The sequence below is a fragment of the Marinifilum flexuosum genome (genome assembly GCF_003610555.1).
GTDB lineage: Bacteria > Bacteroidota > Bacteroidia > Bacteroidales > Marinifilaceae > Marinifilum > Marinifilum flexuosum.
The window spans coordinates 412,825-429,241 of the sequence record NZ_RAPQ01000011.1; the positions used below are offsets into that span (position 1 = coordinate 412,825).

At 35.8% G+C, this 16,417-nt stretch carries 14 protein-coding genes; 8 read left to right on the plus strand and 6 right to left on the minus strand.

Annotated elements, in window-relative coordinates; genetic code table 11:
- The first annotated feature begins 257 nt into the window (after positions 1 to 257).
- Positions 258 to 2,711 carry a DUF294 nucleotidyltransferase-like domain-containing protein gene (locus tag BXY64_RS17925; protein ID WP_120241353.1) on the plus strand — a complete coding sequence of 818 codons (2,454 nt, stop codon included), beginning with the start codon at positions 258 to 260 and terminating at the stop codon, positions 2,709 to 2,711.
- A 13-nt stretch (positions 2,712 to 2,724) separates the two neighbouring features.
- On the opposite strand, the gene BXY64_RS17930 is transcribed toward BXY64_RS17925, so the two are convergent.
- The 3 genes from BXY64_RS17930 to BXY64_RS17940 form a co-directional block, all read right to left on the minus strand.
- On the minus strand, positions 2,725 to 3,393 hold the full coding sequence (locus tag BXY64_RS17930) for an LbetaH domain-containing protein (protein ID WP_120241354.1): 669 nt from the start codon (positions 3,391 to 3,393) through the stop codon (positions 2,725 to 2,727).
- A complete protein-coding gene (locus BXY64_RS17935; protein ID WP_120241355.1) occupies positions 3,353 to 4,216 on the minus strand; it encodes a BKACE family enzyme in 864 nt (287 codons plus the stop codon). The genes BXY64_RS17930 and BXY64_RS17935 overlap by 41 nt, the downstream gene beginning before the upstream one ends.
- A gap of 220 nt (positions 4,217 to 4,436) precedes the next feature.
- A complete protein-coding gene (locus BXY64_RS17940; protein WP_120241356.1) occupies positions 4,437 to 4,736 on the minus strand; it encodes a hypothetical protein in 300 nt (99 codons plus the stop codon).
- Between the two features lie 310 nt (positions 4,737 to 5,046).
- On the opposite strand from BXY64_RS17940, the gene BXY64_RS17945 reads away from it, so the two are divergent.
- Positions 5,047 to 6,093: a quinone-dependent dihydroorotate dehydrogenase gene (locus BXY64_RS17945; protein WP_120241357.1), complete on the plus strand. Its 1,047-nt coding sequence runs from the start codon at positions 5,047 to 5,049 to the stop codon at positions 6,091 to 6,093.
- A gap of 1 nt (position 6,094) precedes the next feature.
- On the opposite strand, the gene BXY64_RS17950 is transcribed toward BXY64_RS17945, so the two are convergent.
- Positions 6,095 to 6,556, minus strand: coding sequence for a 3-oxoacyl-ACP synthase (locus BXY64_RS17950; RefSeq protein WP_120241358.1), 462 nt, complete (start codon positions 6,554 to 6,556; stop codon positions 6,095 to 6,097).
- Positions 6,557 to 6,774: 218 nt separating this feature from the next.
- Here BXY64_RS17950 and BXY64_RS17955 point away from each other — a divergent pair, with 218 nt between their 5' ends.
- The 4 genes from BXY64_RS17955 (at position 6,775) to BXY64_RS17970 (ending at position 11,103) form a co-directional block, all read left to right on the plus strand.
- A complete protein-coding gene (locus BXY64_RS17955; RefSeq protein ID WP_211334539.1) occupies positions 6,775 to 7,815 on the plus strand; it encodes a helix-turn-helix domain-containing protein in 1,041 nt (346 codons plus the stop codon).
- Between the two features lie 123 nt (positions 7,816 to 7,938).
- Positions 7,939 to 9,432 carry a reductive dehalogenase gene (locus tag BXY64_RS17960; protein ID WP_120241360.1) on the plus strand — a complete coding sequence of 498 codons (1,494 nt, stop codon included), beginning with the start codon at positions 7,939 to 7,941 and terminating at the stop codon, positions 9,430 to 9,432.
- Between the two features lie 66 nt (positions 9,433 to 9,498).
- A complete protein-coding gene (locus BXY64_RS17965) occupies positions 9,499 to 9,789 on the plus strand; it encodes a hypothetical protein (RefSeq protein WP_120241361.1) in 291 nt (96 codons plus the stop codon).
- Positions 9,790 to 9,960: 171 nt separating this feature from the next.
- Complete coding sequence (locus BXY64_RS17970) at positions 9,961 to 11,103, plus strand: FMN-binding protein (RefSeq protein ID WP_120241362.1); 1,143 nt, start codon at positions 9,961 to 9,963, stop codon at positions 11,101 to 11,103.
- Between the two features lie 576 nt (positions 11,104 to 11,679).
- Here BXY64_RS17970 and BXY64_RS21645 read toward each other — a convergent pair.
- Together BXY64_RS21645 and purT are read right to left on the minus strand one after the other, a co-directional pair.
- Positions 11,680 to 12,510 (minus strand): YecA family protein, encoded by an 831-nt coding sequence (locus BXY64_RS21645; protein WP_317124615.1) that lies wholly within the window; start codon positions 12,508 to 12,510, stop codon positions 11,680 to 11,682.
- Positions 12,511 to 12,862: 352 nt separating this feature from the next.
- Complete coding sequence (gene purT, locus BXY64_RS17980; RefSeq protein WP_120241363.1) at positions 12,863 to 14,050, minus strand: formate-dependent phosphoribosylglycinamide formyltransferase; 1,188 nt, start codon at positions 14,048 to 14,050, stop codon at positions 12,863 to 12,865.
- Between the two features lie 1,729 nt (positions 14,051 to 15,779).
- On the opposite strand from purT, the gene BXY64_RS17985 reads away from it, so the two are divergent.
- Positions 15,780 to 16,019 carry a hypothetical protein gene (locus tag BXY64_RS17985; RefSeq protein WP_147376039.1) on the plus strand — a complete coding sequence of 80 codons (240 nt, stop codon included), beginning with the start codon at positions 15,780 to 15,782 and terminating at the stop codon, positions 16,017 to 16,019.
- Positions 16,020 to 16,046: 27 nt separating this feature from the next.
- The gene (locus BXY64_RS17990) at positions 16,047 to 16,238 is read left to right on the plus strand and encodes a hypothetical protein (protein ID WP_120241365.1); all 192 of its coding nucleotides are present in this window, start codon (positions 16,047 to 16,049) and stop codon (positions 16,236 to 16,238) included.
- Positions 16,239 to 16,417: the final 179 nt, after the last annotated feature.

A 16,417-nucleotide genomic window follows, 5' to 3' on the forward strand; every position in this document is an offset into this window, starting at 1 on the left:
TATAAATGGTATTTAAAAGCAGTCAGTATTGTGAATTATTGAATTGCTTCATTAGTTTGTTAATATAATATCTATGATACAAATTGACATGATCCATCAAACAATCATATTCATTTGAAAATCCCTCTAGTTTTTTCAATTCATATGCAAGCAGTCAGCTTTAATCATATATTGTATGAATCCGACTAATAAGTTTTACTATATTTACCTGAATACTAAAAGTAGATTTTCTCTACTACTTCCAAATTTTTAATTGCATGAAAAAGGCCAATAATAAATTTATTTACAGCATTGTAATTCCTACCATTTTAGCAATCTCAATGTTTGTGATCACTTTCTATATTATCCTTATTCCTTTATTCGAACGCAGTATGATGGATCGCAAAAAGGAAACAATTTCCGAATTAACCAATGCTGCGTGGAGTGTATTATCGGAATATCAGGGAGCCTACCACAATGGTGAGATTAATTTGTTGGAAGCACAGGAAAAAGCATCTGAACACATTGGGAAAATGCGATATGGTAACGAACAGAAAGATTATTTCTGGATTATTACCAATAGTCCAAAAATGATTATGCATCCCTATCGTCCAGACCTTAACGGCACCGACCTTTCTAATTTTTCAGATAATCATGAGAACAAGCTATTTGTTGATGCTGCCGAACTCGTAAAAAATGAAGGAGAAGGTTTTATTCAATATTACTGGCAATGGAAAGATGATGCCTCTAAAATATCTCCTAAACTATCCTATGTAAAGGGATTTTCTGAATGGAATTGGGTTATTGGTACTGGCATTTACCTGGATGATGTTGAAATGGAAATCAGCCAACTGAAGAAGACTTTATTAAAAATATCTTTCACTATTATTCTTTTTGTTGCAGTCATTTTACTATATGTGCTTCGCCAAACAAGAATTATTGAGGAAAAAAGATTAAAGGCTGAAAAGCAATTGCTTTTATCCATTCAGAAATACAAAAGCCTTGTAAATGCCTCTACCGAAGGGACATTAATGTTAGTGGATGAGAAAGTAGTTTTTGCCAACAATAAGTTCACAAAATTATTCGATAATGAAAACATAGTAGGATCCAATTTCTCAGACTTGTTTAAGATGAGTTGGACCGATTTGGTAAGCAAAATCGAGAATCCACAGAAAACCTCCACTTTTGAAACAGAACTGGTAAACGCTCAAGCGGGTCGCGAAACTGTTGTAGTTTCCGTTACACAAATCACGCTATCAGGCGAAGTAGGATACATTATTGTTGCTAAAAATGTAACTGAAAAAAAGCGTTTAAGATTAGATGCCAATAAAATGTCGGAAGACATTCAGCTTTCGCTGCAATTAATGAATCAGCCAATCGATAACCTGATTCAAAAAAATGTTTGTTGTCAATTAAATACCAATATTAAAGATGCTGCCAAACTAATGACTGATCAGAACTGCAAATTAATTTGCATTAAAGAAAGTGATCAAATCATTGGAATTATTACCGATACTGATTTAAGAACAAGAGTATTGGCAAATGAGAGAAGTACTGATGCTATTGTAGCTACAATTATGACTGCTCCTGTGATCAGTATCAAAAATGATGCTTTGCTATATGAAGCTATTTTACGTTTCAAGCAAAGCAATGTATCACACCTGCTAATCGAAAATGAGTACGGTGATATTATAGGCAATATCAGCAGCAAACAATGTTTGGAAATGCAGCAAAACTCGCTAACTCATTTAATCAATCAGATTAACGATTGTAACAATGTGGAAAGTATTAAACGCATTCATAACAAAGTTCCGATATTAATACAAGCTGTTTTTACCAGCTCAGAAAACATTAATAGTGTATCGCGTATTATCACTTCTATTGCCGATACCATCAGCTCCAGAATTATTGAACTTGCAATTCAGGAAGTTGGCCCTGCACCATGTAAGTTTGCCTTTATCACTATGGGAAGCGAAGGTCGCTCTGAACAAAGCTTAAAAGCCGATCAAGACAACGCCATTATATTTGCCGATGATAGCGATGAGAACAAGTCATACTTTTTAAAGCTTTCCGAAATCATTAATGAAAACCTGCATGCCATTGGATACTCACGATGCAAAGGTGATTTAATGGCTGGAAATCCTGAATGGTGTAATTCTATTGATATTTGGAAAAACTACTTCTCGAAATGGATTAACAATCCGGATATGCCTAATGTATTGGATAGCTCAATTTTTCTTGACTTAAGAAACATTTATGGCGACGACAAGTTGGTAGATGATCTGTTTGAACATGTATATGCCGAACTGGATCATAATCTTGATTTTTATAATCAACTGGCTAAAACAGTGATTGGAGTAAAACCGATCATGGACAAAAAGTCTGTTAATATTAAAAAATATTTACAACCCATAATTGGATATCTTAGAATACATGCACTTCACCATTCAATCCGAGAAACAAATAGTTTGCTACGATTGAATCAATTGATGGCATTAGGTGTTATCCCCGAAAAAAATGCTGAAGAAATCGAGGCCATGTATAACTTTCTGATGCATTTAAGAATTAAATGGCAAGTAAATTTAATATTAGATAACGATTGGCCTGAAAATGATGTATTGCTTAAAAATCTGACTGAAATTGAAAAAAATTCCTTTAAAAGTATCGAAAAAGAAATTGTATCTCTGCAGGATGATTTAAAATCTGCATTTAAGATTTCAGAATACCAATAAACAGTTCTGTATTTTAAAAGTTCCAAATATCATTCTTTCGGATCACCTTGCAAGGGTTTCCGAAAGCAATGCTATTTGAAGGGATATCTTTGGTTACCACACTCCCCATACCGATAAATGTATTATCGCCTATCACAACATTGTTCTTAACAATTGCACCGGAACCTATTTCACATGCTTTTCCAATGTTTACATTTCCTGAAGTGATAACTCCGGGATTAATATCAGTAAAATCGCCAATGAAATTGTGATGTCCTATTTTTGCACCTCTTTTAATGCTAACGCCAAAACCTATCTTCGTTTGAGCACTAATCACACATTGATGATCTATTAACAGCGCTTTTCCAAGCTTGCTACTAACACTAACAATTGACGAATCTGCAATGAAATTATCGTAATCATCTCGTTCCAAAACCTTAGAAAAATCCTTGTAAACCGGGTATTTATTCTTAGGGCTTACCAAACCAAATAGAATTGGAAGCTTAGGGTTTACCCTCTCAATTGCTTGTGCCTGAAAATGAATTTCTTGAAGCCAATCATTAGCTTTGGTCTCCAATTCCATATTCAGGAATACATCAAAGGCAATTTCCTTCTTATGATTATGGTAGAGTAAATCGTGAATCACACAAATCCAATTGGGATCAAATCCCATTAACTGATACACATCTCTTTTTAACGCCATCGTTTCTAAATCCTAGGTTCCCAAATTCTTTAGGAGAAAAATACTGTTTGTCATGAATTGAAATTAAAGAATGGATACGTTGAACCAGTTCTATATTCGTTGCTTTACGAGATCTGCTTTCATCCCACCAAATGTTATCCTCAAGTCCAACTCTTACTCCATACCCCATTGCAATTGCCGCTGCGTTTACATTTAACTGATCAGCGGCTAATCCTGCTAATCCAATAAAATGATTCTCTGGAATATCAGAAACGGCTGTTCCTATTTGCTGAAAGTTCGCCTGAAATCCGGCAATATTTCCAAAAAGTAAGTTCCAATAAAACGGGCCTTCAATAATTCCTTTTTTGATTAGATATTTTCCGTAATTGATCATCCCTAAATCAAAACATTCCAGTTCTGTGTTTACGCCATAATCTTTCATTTTTTGAGCCAAACGCTGAACCATATCAGGAGCATTTACAGATGCTTGTTTCACAAAATTCAAACTACTCAATGTCAAGGAACACATATCGGGTTTTAGCTCTATTACTTCAGACCTTTTCTCAAATTCAGGAAAATTTCTTCCTGAAGTACTGCCACAAATTATCAAATCCGGACAATGCTTGCGTACTCCTTCAAATATATCACGATATACATTACTCGTATAGGTCGGAATACCACCATCTTCGCGTGCATGCAAATGAGCAATGGTTATTCCTATTTCGTAAGCCTCATGGGTTTGTTCTATAATTTCTTGTGGCGAAATCGGTACAAATGGCGTCATACCCTTGGTAGGGACCATACCAGTTGGACAAAAATTTATAATCACCTTATTATTTTTCATGTATTGTATAGTTAATGGTGTACTATTAAATATACAATATTTTTCTTTTTTTCAGCAATCAAAACAAGCCCAACTACTCAGTTTCTCAATACTTTAACTATTATTAAACAAGATTAATTAGAGGGTATCATGCAACACTTAATCTATTAAATACAAATCATTCAAAACCAAAATCCCCTTTTTCTTAGAAAAAGGGGAAGTATATCTTATTCGAATTTCTTTATTCAGCTCCAATGGATATTCTGAATCGAAGCGCTTTTTCACTAAATTCATCAAACTCTCCATATTCAATAAACCTGCTTACCCTACCATTACATACCCTGCAAGTACCTTTTATCAGGATATCATTCATATCATTCAAAAAGTTTTCTTTTACATCTACCCCTTTAGTGCACATCTCCTTGCAATGCACACAATATGTTCCTTCCTGTACAATATAGTCGTAAGCTGCTTTTTCCTCTTCATCTAAAAGAACATTTAGCTGAAATCGGTTAAGCTTAATCTCTTTAAATTTACTCATTATCTAACACTTAGTCTGTTTAATGCAGTAGTTCTTAAAATTTAAATTGAATAACGAATTTAGGAATATTCTGACTTATGACAAATTTTTCGTGATGCTTTTTGAAAGCAAAATCGATATATTTTAGGTAAAAAAATGAACTTACCATTAATAGCAGCGAAATCATAGGAAATCCAAACCGGTTAAATCAGTTATATTTTTGAATTCATTAATATTTACAAATCAATTCTATATCCTTTCATTTAAATCAGACACAAAACTCTTTTTCTTCAAAATATCCTATTATCTTTGTATAAAATAATATTACAAAATGAGTTTATATCGCCTAATTATACGTCCTCTGTTAATTCAATTCGATGCTGAAAAAATACACAAGTTTACTTTTTCATGCTTAACACTTTTTCAAAAGATTGCCTTTATTCGCAAAATTTCTTCACTAATCCTTACTAAAAATCATCCTGCATTAGAGCGTGAGCTATTTGGTTTAAGATTTCCAAACCCCGTTGGTCTTGCAGCTGGATTGGATAAAAATGCAGAAGCTTTCGACATGTTGGGTAGCATGGGCTTTGGTTTTATCGAGATTGGAACTTTAACCCCAAAACCACAAGATGGAAACCCTAAACCTCGCCTGTTCCGATTTGTAAACGACAAGGCGATTGTGAACAGAATGGGATTTAATAATGATGGTGTGCTGGAAGCCGTAGAAAGGCTAAAAAGGAAAAAAACAAATGTGATTATAGGGGGAAATATTGGTAAAAATAAAGTCACACCTAACGAACTTGCCAGCGATGACTACATTAACTGCTTTGAAGCCTTATATCCACATGTTAACTACTTTGTTGTTAATGTAAGTTCTCCTAACACTCCAAACCTTAGGGCGTTGCAAGATAAGGAACCATTAAAAGATCTTTTGAATAAATTAATGGGATTGAATAAAATCAAAAAGAAAACGAAACCCATTCTGCTTAAAATTGCTCCCGATATTAATGAAGCCCAACTGGATGATATCATAGAAATCGTTCAGGACACCAAAATTGCGGGTATCGTGGCTACAAACACAACTATTTCAAGGGATGGCTTGAGCTATTCCAAAAAAGAAATTGAAGCGGTTGGTGCTGGTGGCTTAAGCGGAAATCCTTTAAAGCAAAAATCTACAGAAGTAATACGATACATACATCAAAAATCAAATGGCAGTATTCCAATTATTGGTGTAGGTGGCATTATGACTGTAGAAGATGCTCTGGAAAAGTTGGATGCCGGAGCCTCATTAATTCAAATTTATACTGGTTTTATCTACAGTGGACCAAGTTTAATTAAGGAAATTAATAGGGCTTTAATCAGAAGAGCTAAAAATTAAATTATAATATTTCTTCAATTGTATACGATTGGTCTTTGAAGATAATCTGGTCTCCTTTTTGTTTTCCCTTAAAAGCTTGAACCAAATCGGATTGAAATGATACAACGAAATAGTTCTGGCCATTCAATTCCATTTGCCCCAAACCTGCCAAAATGTAAAAAGATATTTTGTTAGTGATTACCAATGAACCCAACTGCACAGTTTTATTTTTTACTTCGGGATTAATCCTGTCGACAATGCTTTTAAGTTTTTGGTTAGTTGTCAATTGTCGCATCACCTTTTCTTGCTCCAGATGCATCATGGCCCTACCCGTTTCATGTTTATCCCCAGCCGTACTTTTGCTTTCACTCGCAACAGATTCTTTTAATGCGGATAAGGATTTATGGTTTGCTGTGATTTTCGATTGAATTAACTCTTGCACCTTATTGTACAAGTCTACTTTTAATGTATTTGGTGTATGCATTGTTGTATTCTATTAAAGAAATCAAATGTACTAATAAGAAATAGCAATCGCGATTAAGATTGAAAACAATCCTCTGTTCCTTCTCAAACTTTAAATCAAGGCAAGCTATTTTGCGATTTTTTAAAAAATACTTTACTTTTCGAAAAATCTAAACTAGCACTTATTCTCTTATGAATATTCCCTATTTGATCCTTTTTTGCTCAGCCCAAATTATTGGTTTGATCCTGATATTGCTACGCAAAAAATTCAGAACTCTACCTAACTTTATCTTAAAGCTCATATTTATTAATATTATATTTCACTACGTTTATTACTATTTCTTTTACAAAGGTTTTATTGCTTTAGATTCAAACTGGCCTTATAGCGTAGTTCCCATTGCCACAATGGCTCCAATGGTGGTATATTACTATGTAATGTCGGTGTTGTATGGAAAACTTAAGTTTACGAAAGTAAGCTTATTGCATTTGCTTCCTTTCTTAATAAACGGGATCATCTTTATCCTGTATTTGAATACCAACTCTTTAAAAAGCACATACTTACTGATTGCCAAAAACATACTGGTTTCCCTTTACATTATTTACCCTTTCCTGATTTTAAAGATGATTGGGAATTTTTACCAAATCAAAGGCATGTCGCTGAGTATATTCAGTTACAACAAGAAAAGAACAAGCTTGATTAAGCTGCTATGCTTCATGATGAGTGTGCATTTTGTAATTCTGGAAATTAAAACCAACCTCCCTCTCCTTGTATCTGGCTCTGAAGCTACCATGGATATTATCAACCTTAGTTTTTTGATGCTTTTAGGCTATGCAATATCATATGTAATTGTAAGTGAACCCCGAACTTTGCATCTAAGCACCGAAAAAGTGGGTTTAGGTGGATTTAAAAAATATGATAAATCGAAGCTTACTCGCGAATTGGCTGAAAAAAACGTGATCAAAATGAATCAACTTATGGAATCTGAAAAACCATATCTTGATCCAGAGCTAAATTTGTCAAGTTTCTCTCAACAATGTAATATCTCTTCCCATGAGATTTCAGAAACTATGAATGGATTAATGAATCAAAGTTTTAATGATTACATTAACAATTACAGGGTGGAAGAATTTAAGCGTTTGTCGAAACTGGAATCTTACAAGAACTACACCATATTGGCATTGGCATTTGAGGCTGGATTTAAATCGAAAGCTACCTTTAATGCCGCTTTTAAAAAATTCACCAATAAAACACCTTCTCAATTCCTGAAAGAACTGGAATAGTTTTCGATTTAAAATGAGGAGATTGATGGTACGATAAAATTGGAATACGTCCGAAATTATTGGTTTTGTCGCTATATCAATGTTTTAGATGCAGTTTTGAACTGTAACAAAAACATTGACGCAATGAGTAAAAACGAAAATTCATCAAAATTAAATCGAAGAGATTTCTTTAAAATTGGAGGAATAACAGCCGCTGTTGGTGCGGGTGCCTTAACTACTTTACCGCAAAAAACTGCAGCCAAAGAATTGGACAAACGTCTTGTGGATAAAATTGTAACCACACATGATGATTTTCCTGCAGAAGTACGATCAGACTATGTTCCACCACGAAATTGGGATCATGTGCAAGCCCGATCGTTTTTCGTGAACGAAATACGAGCTATTGGCGAAACTGTAGAGGATGATATTGTTGCTGACGGACAAGCATTTGTTCAGAAAATGAACTTTGCTTACGATAACGACAAAATCGGTTACAACCAAGCTGATAAAGCCCTAATGGCTGGTGCTTGGGCCATGAATAATTATGCTGCAGGTCCAAGTCCGGCTGCAGTGCCAAACTTTGGAGTAAATTCATGGGAACAGCGTACTGATAAGGTACAATTTGCTCTGTTTGATAACGACTATGTTGTAAAAGAGAAATACCAATTCGAAAACAAACAAGAGGCAGCCAATCAAATTAAAAGAGCAGCAAAACTTTTTGGTGCTGATTTGGTAGGAATTACTCGAAGAGATAAAAGATGGGATTACAGTAAATTCCTGAATCCTGTTCCTCCTTTATTCAGAAAACCATTGTTGGCTCCGCCTAGTAAGGAGCAAATGGAAGAACTTCACAATTGGGGACCTGATAAGTTTGTTACCGATTGGAGTGACTTTCCTTTTGAACCAAAAACAGTGATTGTATTGGCTTTCAATATGGATTACGAGGGAATTTCCACCTCTCCTTCCTTTGTAGGAAGTGCCGCTGCAGGAGCTGGCTATTCTGAAATGGCAAAAGTTCCCTATCAGTTGGCTGTTTATCTTAAAAACCTGGGATTTAATGCTGTATCTGCCGGTAACGATATGGGATTGAGCGTACCGTATGCCATTGCTGCAGGATTGGGAGAAGCTTCGAGATTGGGACAAGCTGTAACCTATAAGTATGGTCCTCGTGTTAGACTGGCAAAGGTTTATACCGATTTTGACTTTGTAGAATACGACAAACCTAAGTCATTCGGAGTAATGGACTTTTGTAAAAACTGCATGCGCTGTGCCGATGCTTGTCCAACCAAAGCCATCTCCTATGACAAAGAACCATCATTTGAACCCACTCACGACAACAAAGACAATGCCTGGTACAATCAAAAAGGAGTTAAAAAATACCATGTTGATGCAAAAAAGTGTTTCAAACTATGGGGCGAATTAGGTGATGATTGTGGAATGTGCATGGCTTCATGTCCATACAATAAACCAGATTTTTGGCATCACCGATTGGTAGATAGCATTACAGCAGCAATGCCTGGTCCGGTACACGACTTAATGCGTGAAATGGATGAACTCTTTGGTTATGGTAATGTTGAAGACAAGGAATCCATTAAGAAATTCTACAGTCCTAAAGGCAAAAGCTACGATGGACATTAATGCATAATTTTTTGCGGATTACTTACTACAGCAACTCAAATTTATCACATTAAAAAAATCAAACACATGATATTTACAGGTATAGAAATATTGTTTTTTTCCCTGGGCGTAATCACCACTCTTGCCATGGGACTCATATATTATTACAATCAAAAGTTGAAATTTAATATCTCTACATGGATAAGCATCTGCATTGGAGTGTTCTTATTCATATTTGGTATCGCCTGGTCCTTTAGCTCAATACTGGAAGGTGAGCCAAGAGCTGCGAGTATGGGATTAATCGTTTTCGTGATTCCTTCGCTCATTCTGCTTCTTTTATCGAGAAAACTGGCATTAAAAAAAGCGGCAAGCAAATAGTTTTTGTTTCAGGAGAATCGGAGTCATAGATACGTATGACTTCGATCTCCATTCATTTGGATTAAACAGTACATGAATCGAACATGTAAATTCAATCATATAATTTACACACAGGTAAATGATTGAATTTCTTGTGAGTTCCATCTGACAAATGAAGATAAATTTAAACAGATGAAAAAATATATCAATTGGATCGCCTGGATAAGCCTGGGCATAGCTTTTTGCTATGGTATCATCTTTACCGATCACTCCCATGAGCTTGAACATTTAAAAATACTTCAAACTGAAGACCTTCAACTGAAAGAAGCAAAGGAAGGAGTATATCCCCTTTATAAAAACGAAAAGCTTTATGGATATTTATCAACAGGTTCATCTCAAGGTTATGGTGGACCATTGCAGGTAGCGGTTGTAAGCGATACCAGTGGATTAATTACAGGAACAGAACTAATAAAAAACTTTGAAACACCATCATTTGTTGCAAAACTCTCCAATAAGAAATACTACGAACAATACGAAGAGAAAAGTTTGAATGATGAATTTCAATTAAAAAAGGATGTAGAAGCCGTATCGGGAGCAACGGTGAGTTCGCTGGCCATTGCCAATGCTTCGCGTGATGCCTCCTACCAAATTGCTCATAAGGTGTTTCAACTTGAAACTCCGCGAATTGAGAAAAGCTGGAGACTTACTCCCAAAGAGGGAATTGTTGCACTAATCATTATCATTGCCTTTTTGGCTATCTATTTTAAGAGTAAGAAACTGATATACTTCAACCTATTTTTAGGCTTGGTGTTTATTGGCTTTCTTTTTAATGCCTCGCTTTCGCTCACTCACTTTGGAAGAATATTATTGGGATACTTTCCGGATATCCATACTCATTTAAGTTGGTGGCTTTTGGTTGCTGCAACCTTAAGCTTGATCATTATTTGGGGTAAAAATGTGTATTGCACAGCCATTTGTCCATTTAGAGCCAGTCAAATGTTGTTGCATCAGATATCTGGAATTAATATTAAAATGGATCAATCACTTGGGAAAGCTTTGGCTTTTACTCCAAAATTCCTGATTTGGTTGTCTCTGATCCTGATCTTTATATCACAAAATCCTAGCTTATCGTCTTATGAACCCTTTGCAATGTTGTTCTCTTTAAAAGGTGAAGGCATACAGTGGTATATTTTGCCTACAGCACTCATAGGGGCCTTGTTCTTTTCGAATTTCTTTTGCCGATTCTTTTGTCCCGTAGGTGGTATTTTAAATTGGGTAATTGCCAGGAGAAATCAAGTTAAACAGCTGATTCAAAAATACAAACAAGATGCTTAAAAATATTAAAAAGGAAACATTGGCCGGATTTGCACTTTATGCAATCTGTCTTTTATCCATACTACTTTATATTGCCAGTAAGATTTAAAAGCTAATGGCATGAATAATTCAGGTTAAAAAAAAATAAACTTGTAGTTGGCGCTAGGGTTTATAAAAAACGGTTTTACCACAATAGTAGTAAAACCGTTTTATTATACTACCTACCTAAATACAATTAGAAATATAGCTCAGTATAATTTATAGTGGGTAACTCATAGGTTGGCAAATGAGCTCTACTTAGTTGGATCGGGCTCTAAGGGCATTGGAAGGACAAGCTGCTTATCCGTAGATAACATTTAGAGAGACGGGGAAGCTTCGAAGAATTGAGAAGATCACCCCGCCGAACTTAATGTTTTCAAGTAGAAGAAGTTTGGGCTTACACGCCCTAGATTTTTTGCTGACTTTTTGATCAATGCAAAAAGTCAGAGCCATGCGGCTTGAGCAAAATAAAACTAAGTGAGGAATAATTTGATTACCCACTAAATTCCATATAGAATCAAAAATTTACAACTAAAAAAGACAGCTTACAATCTCTTTTTACGATAGTTTCTGTAAGCAACAATTCTTGTACTTCTTACCTGATCCACAAGGACAGGCATCGTTACGATTGACTTTTACTTCTTGTTGTATTGGCGATTGTGAGGTTGCAAACATCTGCTCCATATGTTGGTAATGGTTCTTCCAGTCCGGATCTCGCATTTCGCAGAATGCTACTCCTTTTTGAAAGTCGGTAATCTTCCCTTCCATTACATCAATGTAGTATTGTAATTCGATAGCAGTGTGCTTTCCTTCGAACTTTGGCAGAATCTCCTTGAATTTTTCAAGCGTATCTTGTCGCATTAAATCACCCAATACTCTTACGTAGTGATCTACCCAATGGAAATTCTCCTTATCGAGCATGGCATGGATTCTCTCGAAATGATTATCCTGTGCATAGTAAAGTGCTTCGAAACAGAAAATGTATGGGGTTTTGTTTTCCTTCCTGATGTTCTCTTCAATAAAGAATAAGACTTTCTCCAGAAATGCACCAGGAAATGCTTTGGCCAATAATCCAACCAAATAGACTGCTTGTTCATTCATTACATCCCAGTCTTCCTCGGTAGTAAACATTTCCAATAAAGGCTCGAAAAGCTCTTCGGATAAATGTTTTTCGGCAACCACTGCATACCACAAAGGTGCTGGCAACATGATCCTGTGTTTTTCTGAATAATAGGCTTTTCCACTATATGCGTTTTTAAGTGCATATACCAGCTTTTCATTCAACTCATCACAAGTTTCGTGATGTCTTAAGTAGTCGATTGCTTCGTAAGGAATGCCAGTAACTTTGCTGTCTATTATATCGAATGCTTGTTTTATTGATCGGATCATATCTTTCATGTTTAGCTCGCAAAGATATGCATTCGCAATTATAATTGGAGAATTCGCAAGTGTTTTAAAGCAAAGTATGTCCGATTTTTTCGATGAGAACAGGCAATTTTCAGGATTATTAAATGTGCCATAGATCGTTCCGTCGCATGATAGCAGAAATCTAATATTAACATCTTCATGTGCGACGGATTTAAACTTACAATTTTAACCCAGGATGGCAGTCGTTATCACGACTTTATCCTGGGCTACAAAGATATATGCCCTACAGGCAATATTTACATGTACCAATCTATGATTGAACAATCAATGCAATTTTCACATCACTTGATTACAAAAACCTATCTGATTTCTGTTAATTATTAATTGTTAATTGTTTACTGATCACTGTAACCAATGCAGCCATTTCCTTGGCTTTTTCAACTATTGCCATTACATCGGCATCAACAGAATCGTAAGCAAGGGTAACTCCCATTCTTCGGTACTCGCGGGTTGTTGGTTTTCCAAACAATCTAAAGTCTGATTTTGGATATACCGCAATCTGTTCTAATCCTTCGAAATAAGGATTTACTCCTTCCTGATGGGCAAGAATTACCGAACTAGCTCCTACTCTTTCCAAAGTAATTTCAGGAATTGGCAAAGCCAATACGGCACGGCAATGCAACTCGAACTCCGAGAAGTTTTGTGTTCCTGCCAATGTAACCATTCCTGTATCGTGTGGACGTGGAGACAATTCCGAGAATACTACTCCATCTTCACAAATGAAGAATTCTACTCCCCAAATGCCTGCGCCACCCAATGCTGCAGTTACCTTATCTGCCATTTCCTGAGCTGCTTTTACATCTGCATCAGAGATTAAGGCTGGTTGCCAACTTTGCTGATAATCGCCTCGCTCTTGCACATGACCAATTGCCGGGCAAAATAGAGTTGGTCCATCTTGTTGTGTTACGGTTAATAGGGTAATCTCTGAGGTAAATTTCACGAAGGCCTCTACAATTACTTCACCTGAATCGCCCCTGCCCTTTGCTCCCGCAATTTCCCAGGCTTTTTGAATATCATCCTGACATTTTACTACCGATTGTCCTTTTCCTGAAGATGACATCAAAGGTTTTACCACACAAGGCATTCCTACCTCTTCTACTGCGGTATACATTTCGTCAAGCGATGTTGCATACAGGTATTTTGCAGTTCTTAATCCTAGATCTTTGGCAGCCAAATCGCGAATGGCTCGTCGATCCATGGTAAAGTTTGCAGCTTTGGCACTTGGCACTACCTGAATTCCCTGCTTCTCGTAATCGTAAAATCTCTCGGTGCGTATTGCTTCAATTTCCGGTACAATTAGGTTAGGTTGATGCTTTGCCACCACTGCATCAAGTGCAGCTCCATCCAACATGTTGATTACCTCAAAGTAATCTGCCACTTGCATGGCTGGTGCATTTTCGTAACTATCTACAGCTACTACCTGTTGCCCCAATCGCTGAGCCGCGATTACAAATTCTTTTCCCAATTCACCCGATCCTAAAAGTAAAATCTTTTTTAGCATAAATGTGTCTTTCTAATTAGATAATGGATTTATAATACCGATTATTAATTTATATACTTATTCACCTAATCTCACACTCAAAAGAATGTAAATTATAATTCAAGTATGATACATGTTATACTTATAAATTATATAACGGCATTATACCTTCATAACCTGAGAGCTTAAAATCGCTCTCTATTATTAATTAAATGGTATAAAATTCGTGTTTGGTTGTTTAAGCTGCAAAAATAATAGTTTCTAGTTATGAATTGATAAGTATGAGTAATGATTGGTGAAGTTTTTGCATGACAGCGGATATCTAATTTCTTAGAAGGAGGAAATGACTGTTCAGCAATGTAATTGTTCTTGCAAGTAAAATAATTGGGGTTCTTTTGTCTTCTAGCCAGACGGGCTGTTCTTATATTCATTCATAATTTTCACGGGCATTCATGAGCTCGCAAAGCTCGGTTCCATTGATGAGAAAGTAGGCTGCCGAACAAAGTGAGACAATGAGCACCCGAAATAATATTTCGCGAATAACAATCTACGGCGCATCTACTCAGTGACCCATAACGGATCAAAAGCGAATAGAAATAGATAGTCTCACTCATGCTTCGTTCGACAGCATTTATATTCACCGCTTTCTCTCCTATGGGGCCCCACCTGCGTATATGATGCCGATTCCTACAAACATTGAGCTTTGCATTTTAACTAATTCTTGACTCCCACTCGATTTCCATTACGGAATTGATTTAGACTGGATAGCATGAGAAACTAATTTACCATTTGCCTGTAGGGAAAAGATCATTATAGCCCAAGGGAAAAGGAGATTGATTGTTTATCGTCACAAAGTTTAACGATGTTTGACCTGGCTGGTTTATTGCGACGAAAAGTTAGTAATGGAATGTAAAACTCCAATCTCCACCATCCCCAACTACACATCTGTAAAATCTTTTTTTATGATTAGTAATGCTTTTTATAATTGCCATTCCCATTAGTTTTAAACTTCCTTTATATTTTTTTATTGACTGTACACTTAAGTTATGGCGACTTATTTATTATTTTCAAACTTTTTTTTATTTTTTTTAATATCCCCTCTTAGTCCAGCATTCTAGGGCACTACAGGAAATGTAAAGCGTCTATTTTTCAGCATTTTTATCCAAAACATTTGTAAAATTTCGTTATGTCTAATTAGCCAAAAACGCATTTAGGGAGATAGCCCAGCTTTTTAAGACCATCAATACAGTCCTTATGCCTTATATTACCAGCACTGTAGCTCTTATATGCTTTATACATCAAAAATGACGTTTTGCAAAAAATCATTTTTTTTGTTAACACTAACTACGCCTGTAACATTCGTTAATCCCACAATATTCGCTATACAACAAAACATTACACCCTAATCATCAGAAATGGCCTGTTAATTATTTTTAGTGCCAATTGGTTCATTTTAAGTTTTGCAGGAGACTCAGGAACATTTGTAAAACGCCCAATATTTTTTGTAGGAGACTCAAATTCCTTTGTAATATGTCCAATATGTTTTCTACGAGCCTCAATAACATCTAAAATTGACCCAATATTTTTTGCAGGAGACTCGATATTTTTTGCAGGAGATGCAAATTGTGGTAAAAATGGTAGAAATTCGATTAAAATGGGTAAAAAAAACGAGTTTTTGACTCTAAAACACCCCCTAAATTGGCTATTTCTATTTGTATATTGCCAATTTAAACTCTCACAACTTATAATTATGATATGTTTTTTTAATGTAATTTATAGTCTTTTACATTTACAGGTAGAGTTTAAGATTAAACGCTTGGAAATTGAGATCTATCACAAGAATGGTTGCCAAGCCAGTAAAAATGGTAGCGATTTCGAATGGAAATATGCTGCCACGGTTGCCAATACTGAATTCGCTGGCGACAAAATTGTAGTGAAAGCATTTGATTATCCGGGAAATGAGACGGATAAGGAATTTGTGCTGGGATAATCGTGCTTTTGCTTAAAAAGAAACCTGATGGCCCCTTTGGGGCTGTTGGGTGTTTTTGGGTTAAAGGAGAAAGGAGAAAGGAGAAAGGAGAAAGGAGAAGGGAGAAAGGAGAAAGTAGAAAGGAGAAGGGAGAAAGGAAAAAGGAAAAAGGAGAAAGGAAAAAGGAGAAGGGAAAAAGGAGAAGGGAGAAAGGAAAAAGTTACAAATATCCTTTCATAAGTATATGTTTTGTTATGTGATAAGATCTTGTTAAATTTGAGAATCTACATAGAAAGAAATGAAAACAAGAATTTTATTATCCCGGGATATTCATCGAAATCGAAAAGTTGTCAAGATCACATTTGACTACAATTTGGGGATATTGGAATTATTGAAAAAGCATTTCCAGGTAAAGTGGA

Excerpts from the sequence above, each read along its gene's own strand:
- BXY64_RS17925 (WP_120241353.1), top strand. The coding sequence starts at position 258 with ATGAAAAAGGCCAATAATAAATTTATTTACAGCATTGTAATTCCTACC.
- BXY64_RS17930 (WP_120241354.1), bottom strand. The coding sequence starts at position 3,393 with ATGGCGTTAAAAAGAGATGTGTATCAGTTAATGGGATTTGATCCCAAT.
- BXY64_RS17935 (WP_120241355.1), bottom strand. The coding sequence starts at position 4,216 with ATGAAAAATAATAAGGTGATTATAAATTTTTGTCCAACTGGTATGGTC.
- BXY64_RS17940 (WP_120241356.1), bottom strand. The coding sequence starts at position 4,736 with ATGAGTAAATTTAAAGAGATTAAGCTTAACCGATTTCAGCTAAATGTT.
- BXY64_RS17945 (WP_120241357.1), top strand. The coding sequence starts at position 5,047 with ATGAGTTTATATCGCCTAATTATACGTCCTCTGTTAATTCAATTCGAT.
- BXY64_RS17950 (WP_120241358.1), bottom strand. The coding sequence starts at position 6,556 with ATGCATACACCAAATACATTAAAAGTAGACTTGTACAATAAGGTGCAA.
- BXY64_RS17960 (WP_120241360.1), top strand. The coding sequence starts at position 7,939 with ATGAGTAAAAACGAAAATTCATCAAAATTAAATCGAAGAGATTTCTTT.
- BXY64_RS17965 (WP_120241361.1), top strand. The coding sequence starts at position 9,499 with ATGATATTTACAGGTATAGAAATATTGTTTTTTTCCCTGGGCGTAATC.
- BXY64_RS17970 (WP_120241362.1), top strand. The coding sequence starts at position 9,961 with ATGAAAAAATATATCAATTGGATCGCCTGGATAAGCCTGGGCATAGCT.
- BXY64_RS21645 (WP_317124615.1), bottom strand. The coding sequence starts at position 12,510 with ATGATCCGATCAATAAAACAAGCATTCGATATAATAGACAGCAAAGTT.
- purT (WP_120241363.1), bottom strand. The coding sequence starts at position 14,050 with ATGCTAAAAAAGATTTTACTTTTAGGATCGGGTGAATTGGGAAAAGAA.
- BXY64_RS17985 (WP_147376039.1), top strand. The coding sequence starts at position 15,780 with ATGATATGTTTTTTTAATGTAATTTATAGTCTTTTACATTTACAGGTA.
- BXY64_RS17990 (WP_120241365.1), top strand. The coding sequence starts at position 16,047 with ATGGCCCCTTTGGGGCTGTTGGGTGTTTTTGGGTTAAAGGAGAAAGGA.